Origin of the sequence: Micromonospora sp. H61 (genome assembly GCF_018070325.1) — a bacterium.
GTDB classification, from domain to species: domain Bacteria; phylum Actinomycetota; class Actinomycetes; order Mycobacteriales; family Micromonosporaceae; genus Micromonospora; species Micromonospora salmantinae.
Genome location: NZ_JAGPXY010000072.1, coordinates 22,275 through 33,035 on the forward strand (window position 1 = coordinate 22,275; position 10,761 = coordinate 33,035).

Here is a 10,761-nt window from a genome sequence, read left to right on the forward strand (position 1 = left end):
ACCCCTCGGTGACGAGGCAGCGCGTTCGTGGCTCAGCGCAGCCGGCGGATGTCGCCGTACGCGCGGTAGTAACCACCGCGGCTGGACTCGCGCACCTCGGTCACCAGGTATCGGGCGCCCGGCTCGCGAATCCCCTTGGGGAACTGCACCGACCAGTCGCGCCGGTAACCGTCGGACAGCACCTGAACCCGCAACCGCCCCCGATCGTCCAGGCACTGCACGACCACGCCCGCGCCCGAGTCGCTGGTCACCTCGACGATCGTCGGTTGCACCGGCTGGGGCGCCTGGCGGGGGGCCTTGATGTCGCGCACCTGGGGAACATCCCCGGCCTGCGCCGCGCGGATCGCCGGCTCGCTCGCGTCGATGCAGGCCAGATGGCCGCCCGTGGTGACGACGTAGAGCCGGTCGTCGTGGTACTGCATGGAGTACGCCGAGCCGCAGCCGGTGCCGAGCTTCCACAGCCGGGTGCCCGCCGCGTCGAAGCAGTAGATCGAGGACTGGCTGTCACCGGCGAAGACGTACTCGCCGCCCTCGGCGGTGGCGCAGGAGAAGACCGGGGCGTCACACAGATAGGTGCGTTCGTGGCGACCCGACTTGGACAGCCGCACCACCTCGCGGGTGCTGGTGCCGGCGAACACACTGCCGTGCTCCTGCCAGCCGAAGAGCACCGAACCGGTCCTCGTGTGCCACAGTTCGGTGCCGGTACGCCACTCGTAGCCGGTCACGCCCTGCGAGTGCCCGTGGTAGATGGCGTCGTCGTCGCACCGCACCATCCAGGCCGAACGCCCCCGCCCGGGGCGACGCCACAGGAACTCGTCCTCGTGGTCGACGGCGGTGATCCCGCCGTCGGCGTCGGAGACGCCGAGGACGCCGTCGTGGATGTCCAGCCAGTAGATGTCGATCTCCGGGGCAATCGCGTACGCCACGCGGGGCACCTTGCCGGACAGGTCGTAGACGTTGCCGTCGTCGCAGCCGGCGTAGATCCAGGCGTCGTCGGCGACGATGCACTTCACCCCGTCGGGAAGGCGAACCTGGCTGCGCACCTGGGCGTCGTGGTCGAGGGTGGTGATGACCCCGTGCTCGTTGCCGACCATGCAGTGCTGCCCGTCGACGAAGATGCCGAAGGCGGGGGCGCCGGAGTCGTAGCGCCAGAGCACCGGGGCGGTGTGGGCGGTGGAGCGGGTACTCACGATCTGCCGCCGCGACACGGTGCGCTTCTGGCGGACGCCGGGAACCGCCGGCGCGTAGCCCTTGCGGACCTTCTCGCCGATCTTCTTCGCCGCGGCGGCCCGGGCGCGGGCGTTGTCCGGATAGGCACTCGCCTTGACCTGCCCCTGGTCGCCGATCCGGCCGTAGCGCACCGTCAGCGTGGCATTGTCGACGATGACCTCGTAGAACTTGTGCGCACCGTCCACTTCGGACAGTTCGAGGTAGGTCGTCTCCTGGGACATGGGGGGCCTCCGAGGGTCAGCGAGCGGCGCGATCCGGCGCGGCGACAGTGACCACACGTTAACGGCGCCCCCCGACAGAATCGGCGTCCGGCCAGCGCAGCGCGTCGTCGCGGAGCACCGCGTGCGCGCCGACGCCCAGGGTCAGCCACGCGGTCGGGGGTACGGGGCGCGGTGGGATCGTCGAGTGAAGCCCCGGCTCCGCGGTCAGGCAGGTGCGCGGTGGGTGCCGGGCGCAACCACCCCGCACGTTTCAAACTGGGCGATGTCATCCCGATGTGCAGGAGCGAAACTGAGGGCGGGCGCTGCTGTTGCCGTTGGTCATCGTGGTGAAGCCGAAGGTGTTGCCGCTGCCGTTGGACCGCATGGTCATGACCGTGCCGCTGCTGTCCCAGGTGGCGGTGCCGTTCCAGATGGTGGTGACCCGCTGCGGCGAGGTGATGGCCACGACCACCGTCCACGTGCTGGCGCCACTGACCGTCACCGACGTGTTGTACCGGTCGCCCCACACGTTGGGGGTCGTGGCGGTTGCGGTGCAGGTGCCGCCGGAGGGCGGCGGGGTGGTGGTGGGCGGCGGGGTGGTGCCGTCCGGCGCGACCGCGCGGCCGGTGGACGGCGAGATCATGCCGGGGCACAGGTTGCGGCTGGTCAGGTTGGCCATGATCTGCGGAATGGCGTCGCGGGTGTTCTGGATCCCGTCGTGCATCAGGATGACCTGACCGGCTTGGAGTCGGCTCGCGTTGGCCACGATCTGGCTGACGCTGGCACCGTTCCAGTCCTGGGAGTCCACGTCCCAGAGCACCTGGCGCATGCCCAGGGACGACGCGACGGACTGCAACGTGGAGTTGGTCTCGCCGTAGGGCGGCCGGAACAACACCGGTCGGCTGCCGGTGGCCGACTGGATCGCCGAGCTGGTCTGGGAGAGGTCCGACTGCATTTGAGCCTGGCTCATCGAGGTCATGTGGGCGTGGTTCCAGCTGTGGTTGGCCACCCACATGCCGGCGGCCACCTGTGCCTGCGCGGCCGACCGGTTGTTCTGGACGTTCTGCCCGACGTTGAACATGGTGGCCCGTACGCCGTTGGCGCGCAGCACGTTCAGCAGGGCGCTGGTGCTGCCGGTCGGACCGTCGTCGAAGGTGAGGCCGACGTAGCCGTTGCAGGCGGCGGCGCTCGACGGGGTGGAGGTGGCCGCGAGGGCGACGCCGCACATGGCGACGGCGGTGGCCAGGACGGCGAGCGCCGCGCGCAACCGCCTGGACCACAGGGCCGTGCGGGGGAAGAGCCTGCTCATCTGGTGCCCCTTCGCGCAGGCCCGGACGCGCCCCGGGGCGGGCAGCACAGTCCGGACAGGTGTGGATAAGTGGGTAGCTGGGCCGGAAACCGCAACGAAGCCGATCGCATTGACCTCAATGGATCGGAGTATTACAGCGAGAATTCCAACGCGTCAACAAGTTCCGGAACATCCTCGGAACACGGCAGGAGGCTGCTCGGCGGTCGGGGCAGGCACGCCTCGGTCGGGCTGGAGTCCCGATGCCGTATTGATCGCATCAATCGATGGGTCTCCTCGTTACGTGATCCGGAAAGTGGCCGGAACTACCGGTCGTCGATCCCCGGGTCCACCGTCGCGCCCCCGACATCTAATAGTAAAGATTGTGAACAGAAGATGTTACAGTCACTTCGGTCGATATCCGGCTCAGGTTTCGGCCAGTGAGGTCCCAGGAGGGAAGTGATCACATGACGAGACTGCGCGCGTTGGCCGCGCTGGCGGCACTGATCGTCGCCGGCGGGCTGGTGGCGGTCATCCCGGCCACTGCCGCGTCGGCGGCGGCCTGCACGGCATCGTGGCAGGCATCGGCCGTCTACTGGGGAGACGCCCAGGTCTCCCACAACGGCCGCAACTACCGGGCGAAGTGGTGGACCCAGAATGAGGCGCCGCCGGGCACTACGGGCGTCTGGGAGGACCTCGGCGCGTGCGGCGGGGGCACCACGCCGCCCACCGGAGGGACCTGCAGCTACCCGAACTGGACCGCCGGGACGTGGTACGCCGCCGGGGCGATCGTCCGGTACACAAACGGTTCCTACTACATCGCCGAGCACGACAACCCGGGGTACGACCCCGTCGTCAGCACCTGGTACTGGGAGCCCTACACCTGTGGCGGCCAGCCCCCGACGACTCCGCCGCCCACCAACCCGGGTGGCTTCGTGGTCACCGAGGCCCAGTTCAACCAGATGTTCCCGAGTCGCAACTCCTTCTACACGTACTCCGGGCTTGTCGCCGCCCTCAGCGCCTACTCGGCGTTCGCGCGCACCGGCAGCGCCACGGTCCAGCGCCAGGAGGCCGCGGCCTTCCTGGCGAACGTCTACCACGAGACCGGCGGGCTCGTGCACGTGGTCGAGCAGAACACCGCTAACTACCCGCACTACTGCGACTACGGCCAGCCGTACGGCTGCCCCGCCGGGCAGGCCGCCTACTACGGGCGGGGGCCGATCCAGCTCAGTTGGAACTTCAACTACAACGCCGCGGGCAACGCCCTCAACCTGCCACTGCTGACCAACCCGTGGCTGGTGCAGACCGACGCCGCGGTGGCCTGGAAGACCGGTATCTGGTACTGGATGACCCAGAACGGGCCGGGCACCATGACCGCCCACAACGCGATGGTCAACGGCGCCGGGTTCGGTCAGACGATCCGCAGCATCAACGGCTCGATCGAGTGCAACGGCGGAAACCCCGCCCAGGTGCAGAGTCGCGTCACCAGGTACCAGCAGTTCGTCGGCATCCTCGGGGTGTCCGCCGGAGCCAACCTCTACTGCTGATCAGTGGTCGGGCCTCGGCGTACGTCGCCAGACGGCGTCGAGGCCCGGCACCTCGGCCGCCGGACCCCGGTGAGGGCGGCGGCCGCTTCGGCGCGATCAACCCGTTGACACGGCCGTGCTGCGCCCGGAACTATCAGCGGCAGTCCACACGCCCCGGCTTCCGTTGCTCACGAACTCTCATGACAACGATGTCAGGGCTCGACCCACCACCCGCTCCACACTGCCCAGACGTTCGACGTACTCGACCCGGTTCGAGTCGAAAGGCTCCGTCCCTCATGTCGCACACCCCCCTTGCGCGCTCCCTCTCACCCCGCCTGATCGCGGCGACCACAGCCGCCCTGCTACCGCTGGGCCTGCTCGTCGCCGCGCCCCTTGCGAACGCCGCCCCCACCCCCGCACCGCCGGGCAACTTCACCTCGTCGTTCGAGTCCGCCGACCCGCAGCCCGCCACCAGCACCGTGGAGGTCGGCCCGAACGGAAAACCGGTCCAGGTCAACCTGAGCGGCACTGTCGCCACGCTGCCCGGCAGCCTGCTCGGCCAGGTCAGCGCCGTGACCGCGAGCGACGAGAACCCGCCGCGAGAGATCGCCGCGAACCTCAAGGACGACGATCCGTCGACCAAGTGGCTCGTGTTCGCGTCCACCGGCTGGGTGACCTACCAACTCGCCAAGCCGGCGACGGTGGCGCGTTATTCGCTGACCGCGGCCGACGACGCACCCACCCGGGACCCGAAGGACTTCGTCGTCCAGGGGTCGAACGACGGCAGCACCTGGACCGACCTGGACAAGCGCGCCGGCGAGAAGTTCAGCGGGCGCTTCGCCACCAAGACGTACAGCTTCACCAACCCGAACGCCTACGGCTTCTACCGGCTCAACATCACAGCGAACTCCGGTGACTCGCTCCTGCAGCTCGCCGACTGGAACATCAGCGACGGCTCGGACGTCCGCCCGCCGGCCACCCCCATGGTCAGCGAGGCGACCGCCGGCCCGAACGGCGGCTACACCACGAAGCCGGACGTCGGGTTCACCGGGCTGGCCGCGCTGCGCTACTCCGGCGGCGCCGAGGGCAACGGCCGGTCGTACGCGACGAACAAGCTCTTCGACGTCACCATCCCGGTCGGCCCGAAGACCCGACTGTCGTACAAGATCTTCCCCGAGTTCACCGGTGGAGACGGCAGGTACCCGTCCACCTACGCCGCCGTCGACCTGCACTTCACCGACGGCAGTTACCTCAGTGGTCGCTCGCCCGCCGACCAGCACGGCTACCCACTCACGGGCGCCGGTCAGGGCGCCTCGAAGGTGCTCTTCGCCGACCAGTGGAACCTGGTGCAGGCCGACCTCGGCACCGTCGCGCGCGGCAAGACGATCGACCGCATCCTGCTCGCGTACGACAATCCGCAGGCCACCGCGGAGACCCGGTTCCAAGGTTGGCTCGACGACATCGAGCTGACGGCCGCGCCGGCGTCGATCGACGGCTCGAAGCTGACCAACTACGTCGACACCCGACGGGGCACCAACTCGACGGGCGGCTTCTCGCGCGGCAACAACCTGCCGATCACCGCCGTGCCGAACGGGTTCAACTTCTTCACCCCGGTGACCGACGCGACCTCCGACTCGTGGGAGTACGAGTACCACCGGATCAACAACGAGGCCAACCTGCCCATGCTCCAGGGCCTCGCGATCTCCCACGAGCCCAGCCCCTGGATGGGTGACCGTAACCAGATGTCCGTCATGCCGGTCGTCGGTGGCGGGTCGCTCACCGGTCAGCCCGCCAGTCGTGCGCTCGCCTTCCGTCACGACGACGAGACGGCGCAGCCGGACCTCTACCGGGTCGCGCTCCAGAACGGCCTGGTCGCGGAGATGTCGCCCACCGACCACGCCGGGATCATGCGGTTCACCTTCCCCACCGGGCAGCCGACCGGAAGTCTCGTCTTCCACAACGGCACGTTCACCATCGGCACGGACGGCACGTTCACCGGTTGGGTCGACAACGGAAGCGGCCTGTCGGCCGGTCGTAGCCGGATGTTCGTCTCCGGCGCCTTCGACCGGGCGCCGACGGCGTCCGCAGCTACCTCGGCCACCTTCGACATCTCCGGCTCGCGGGAGGTGACGATGCGTCTCGCCACCTCGTTCCTCTCCGTCGACCAGGCGCGCCGCAACCTCGATCTGGAGGTCACCGGCAAGAGCTTCGACCAGATCCACGCCGCCGCGACGGCCGCGTGGAAGGACCGGCTCGGCCGGGTCGAGGTGCGCGGCGCCACCGAGTCGCAGTTGGTCACCATGTACTCGAACCTGTACCGGCTGAACCTCTACCCGAACTCGCAGTCGGAGAACACCGGCACCGCCGCCGCGCCGCGCTGGCAGTACGCGAGCCCGGTCTCGGCGCCGACCGGCGCGTCGACCCCCACCCGGACCGGCGCGAAGATCGTCGACGGGCAGATCTACGTCAACAACGGCTTCTGGGACACCTACCGCACCGTGTGGCCCGCCTACGCGCTGCTGTACCCGGACGTCGCCGCCAAGATCTCCGACGGGTTCGTCCAGCACTACCGCGACGGCGGCTGGATCGCCCGCTGGTCGTCCCCCGGCTACGCCGACCTGATGACCGGCACCAGCGCGAACGTGGCGCTGGCCCAGGCGTACCTCACCGGGGTCGAGCTGCCCGACCCGCTCGCGGCGTACGACGCGGCCGTCAAGGACGCGACCGTCGCGTCCGGGCGCAGCGCGGTCGGGCGCAAGGGCATCGAGAGCTCCCTGTTCCTCGGCTACACGCCGACGTCAACCGGGGAGTCGGTGTCCTGGGCGCTGGAGGGCTACATCAACGACTTCGGCATCGGCAACATGGGTGCGGCGCTCGCCAAGGACCCGGCCACGCCGAAGTCGGAGCGTGCCCGGCTCAAGGAGGAGTCGCGGTACTTCCTGGAGCGGGCCCGCAACTACGTCCACCTCTTCGACCCGAAGACGAAGCTCTTCCAGGGCCGCGACGCCGCCGGCAACTTCCTCGCCGGTGACCCGCTGGACTGGGGTGGCGTCTACACCGAGACCAACGGGTGGAACTTCGCGTTCACCGCCCAGCAGGACGGCCAGGGCCTGATCAACCTGTACGGCGGGCAGAAGGCGCTGCGGGACAAGCTCGACGCGTTCTTCACCACCCCGGAGAACGCCGACCGCCCCGGTGGGTACGGCGGCGTCATCCACGAGATGCTCGAAGCGCGCGCGGTGCGGATGGGTCAGCTCGGCATGAGCAACCAGCCGTCGCACCACATCCCGTACATGTACAACGTGGCCGGGGCGCCGGCCAAGACCCAGCAGACCGTGCGGGAGATCCTGCGGCGTCTCTACGTCGGCAGTGAGATCGGCCAGGGCTACCTGGGCGACGAGGACAACGGCGAGATGTCGTCGTGGTACATCCTCAGCTCGCTGGGCATCTACCCGCTGCAGGCCGGGTCGTCCGAGTGGGCGATCGGCTCGCCGCAGTTCACCAGGATGACCGTGCACCGCAGCAGCGGCGACATCGTCGTCAACGCGCCGAACAACAGCGCGGCGAACGTCTACGTGCAGGGCGTGAAGGTCAACGGCAAGAAGCAGAGCGGCCTGTCAGTGGATGTCGCGACGCTCGCCAAGGGCGGCACCATCGACTTCCAGATGGGCCCCAAGCCGTCGTCGTGGGGCAGCGGCCGGAACGACGCGCCGCCGTCGCTGACCAAGGGTGACGAGGCGCCGAAGCCGTTGCAGGACGTCACCGGCCCCGGTCTCGGCACCGCGAGCGCTACCGGCGGTCAGGACGCGTCGAAGCTGTTCGACGACTCGTCGACCACGCAGCTGACCTTCACCTCGGCGACCCCGCAGATCACCTGGGCCTTCCGTGGTGGCAAGCAGAAGCCGAAGTACTACACGGTCACGTCCGGGGCCGCTGCCGGCGATCCGGCGGACTGGCGTCTGCAGGGCTCCAACGACGGCCTCACCTGGACCACAGTGGACTCCCGCACCGGCCAGGTGTTCCCGTGGCGCAACCAGACCCGCCCGTACTCGATCGACAAGCCGGGACGGTTCGCCCAGTTCCGCCTCGCCGTCACGAAGACCGTCGGCGCCGCGCAGACCAACCTCGCCGAGGTCGAGCTGCTCGCCGGAGGTGACCTCGACCTCGGCGGCGGCGACATCAGCGTCACCGGGGCCGACGGCGTGCACGCGACCAGCGGCGTACACGTCTCGGTGCCGTTGGCCACCGTCACCGGCGGCGACGCCGGCGGCTACCAGGCCACCATCGACTGGGGTGACGGCACGCCGGTCACCGCGGGCACCGTGACGTTGAGCTCGCGGGCCGTCTACCGCATCGGTGGGTCGCACACCTACATCACACCCGGCTACCACCAGGCGAACGTCACGGTGACCGACGGCGACAGCCAGAGCTCCGCGACGGTCGGCGTCGAGGTGGCGTACGCCCCGGCCTCCGGTCTCACCGCAGCGTTCGACAGCGTCTGCGTCGGTGACGAGGGGGTCCTGGCGGCAGACTGTGACGCCAAGTCCTGGGCGTACTCTCGGGCCGCTCTGGCGGCCGGTGGTGTCACCCAGGGCCAGCCGCAGCAGGTGCCCGGAACGGCGCTGCGGTTCGCAGTGCCGGTGATCCCGGCCGGGCAGCCGGACAACGCCACCGGCAACGGGGCGACGGTCGTCCTCGACCTTCCGGAGGACGCGAGGAGCATCTCGTTCGTCGGCGCCGGAACGCAGGGCAACCAGAGCACCACCGGCACGGCGACGTTCAGCGACGGCAGCACGGCCAGCATTCCGATCCAGTTGAGCGACTGGACGCTGGGCGGCAACGCCAACGGCACCCCGTCCTACGGCAACATCGTCGTCGCCCGGACGGCGTACCGGTTGCAGGGCACGAGCCGCGACGGCGCCCAGCCGTTCCTCTTCGCCACCGCGCCGTATCAGATTCCGGCGGGCAAGACGCTGGTGTCGGTGACCCTGCCGACGCAGACCGGCGACCCTCGCTCGGCGGGTCGGATCCACGTGTTCGCCGTGGCCAACGACGGCACGCCCGCCCCGGCACTGACGACCGCCGCCCCGACGAGCCAGACGGCCACCGCCGGGCAGGCCCTCGCGGCGAACCTCGGTGCGGTGACCGGCGGGGTTCCCGGTACGACGGGTTACCGCGCCCGCGTCCAGTGGGGTGACGGCACGGTTCCGGGCGACGTGACGATCGGCGCGTCCGGCGCGATGAGCGGCCAGCACACCTACGCACGGGAGGGCACCTACACGGTGCGCGTCACCGCGTGGGACACGCTGTCGAGCAGCACCGAGTCCTTCACCGTGACAGTGGCTCGGGGCGGATCGCAGCCGGCGATCGCGCTGTCCGCGTCCGGCACCGTCACCACCGGTGGGGCGATCACGGTCAACGGCAGCGGCTTCGCCGCCGGCGAGCAGGTGACCGTCAGCGTCGGCACCGACCCGGGCCGGACCATGAAGGTCGCCGCCTCCGCGACGGGAACGGTCCGCGCCTCGGTGCCGACCTCCGGTGACGCGCAACCCGGCCGGTACGCCGTCACCGCGACGGGCGCGTCCTCGCGTACGCCGGCCACGGCCACCGTCCAGGTGACCGGGGAGCCGGAGGCGCGGACCTACCAGCCGCGGGTGGCGCTGTTGGCCACCTCGGGCCCGCGCGGCACGTCGATCATGGTCGACGGTTCCGGGTTCGCGCCGAACGAGGTGGTCACGATCGCCGTCGGGACCGGACTGGCGGTCAGCACCGTGCACGCGAACGGTGACGGCGTCATCTCCGGCGCGACGGTCAGCGTTCCGCGTGCGGCGAAGGCGGGCGCGACAAGCGTCACGCTGAACGGCGCCACGTCGGCGACAAAGGTGTCCCGACCGTTCACCGTCACCGGCTAGCACCGAGCCGGGACAGTACAGCCGCGTGGGGCGGGCCGTGATCACGGCCCGCCCCACGCTGCGCGTTTGGCGCGCAGGTACGCCGTCCACACGAAAGCTGGCTCGACACGGCTGGCGCCGTTCGGTGCGACCTCAACCTGCTCGCGGCGCGCCCAGTCGGAGCTGCCAGCGCGTGCCCTGACTGGTGAGCCGAACGACGGACAGGGGCTCCACGTCCACCTGCCGGTACGTCGCCGTCGGAAGACCGAGGGCGTGCACCACCGCGACCCGGATCACCAGTGGGTGGGTGAGCGCTATGACGCGTCCACCGGCTCGGTGCTGCTCGTCCAGCCAGCTGCCGACCCGATCCCGCACGCCCGTGACGGACTCACCGCCGTGCGGCGCGGAGCCCGGTGCGGACAACCAGTCGTGCAGCGCCTGCGGCTGCGATCCAGCGATTTCCTCAAGCGTCCGTCCGGCCCAGCCCCCGTAATCACAGTCGGCCAACGCGGTCTCGATCGTCGGCAGCAGGCCGAAGGCGTCGGCGGTCTGTCGGGCGGCCAGCGCGGGGCTGGACAGGCAGGTGGCGTTGACGCCGAGGGGCCCGCGCCGGTCCGCACCCGCGCGGG

The 10,761-nt window shown here is 70.0% G+C and carries 5 protein-coding genes; 2 read left to right on the forward strand and 3 right to left on the reverse strand.

Annotated features, from left to right (window positions below; translation table 11 throughout):
* Positions 1–32: 32 nt before the first annotated feature.
* On the reverse strand, positions 33–1,451 hold the full coding sequence (locus KBX08_RS26885; protein WP_210786132.1) for a WGR domain-containing protein: 1,419 nt from the start codon (positions 1,449–1,451) through the stop codon (positions 33–35).
* 265 nt (positions 1,452–1,716) lie between these two features.
* Positions 1,717–2,739: a polysaccharide deacetylase family protein gene (locus tag KBX08_RS26890; protein ID WP_210786133.1), complete on the reverse strand. Its 1,023-nt coding sequence runs from the start codon at positions 2,737–2,739 to the stop codon at positions 1,717–1,719.
* Between the two features lie 443 nt (positions 2,740–3,182).
* Here KBX08_RS26890 and KBX08_RS26895 point away from each other — a divergent pair, with 443 nt between their 5' ends.
* Positions 3,183–4,262, forward strand: coding sequence for a glycoside hydrolase family 19 protein (locus KBX08_RS26895; RefSeq protein ID WP_210786134.1), 1,080 nt, complete (start codon positions 3,183–3,185; stop codon positions 4,260–4,262).
* A gap of 275 nt (positions 4,263–4,537) precedes the next feature.
* Positions 4,538–10,153 carry a GH92 family glycosyl hydrolase gene (locus KBX08_RS26900; RefSeq protein WP_210786135.1) on the forward strand — a complete coding sequence of 1,872 codons (5,616 nt, stop codon included), beginning with the start codon at positions 4,538–4,540 and terminating at the stop codon, positions 10,151–10,153.
* A 132-nt stretch (positions 10,154–10,285) separates the two neighbouring features.
* Here the strand turns inward: KBX08_RS26900 and KBX08_RS26905 are convergent.
* The coding region (locus KBX08_RS26905; protein ID WP_210786136.1) for a histidine phosphatase family protein at positions 10,286–10,761 on the reverse strand (476 nt) is incomplete at its 5' end.

Coding starts and splice junctions, on each gene's coding strand:
- KBX08_RS26895 (WP_210786134.1), top strand. CDS start 3,183: ATGACGAGACTGCGCGCGTTGGCCGCGCTGGCGGCACTGATCGTCGCC.
- KBX08_RS26900 (WP_210786135.1), top strand. CDS start 4,538: ATGTCGCACACCCCCCTTGCGCGCTCCCTCTCACCCCGCCTGATCGCG.
- KBX08_RS26890 (WP_210786133.1), bottom strand. CDS start 2,739: ATGAGCAGGCTCTTCCCCCGCACGGCCCTGTGGTCCAGGCGGTTGCGC.
- KBX08_RS26885 (WP_210786132.1), bottom strand. CDS start 1,451: ATGTCCCAGGAGACGACCTACCTCGAACTGTCCGAAGTGGACGGTGCG.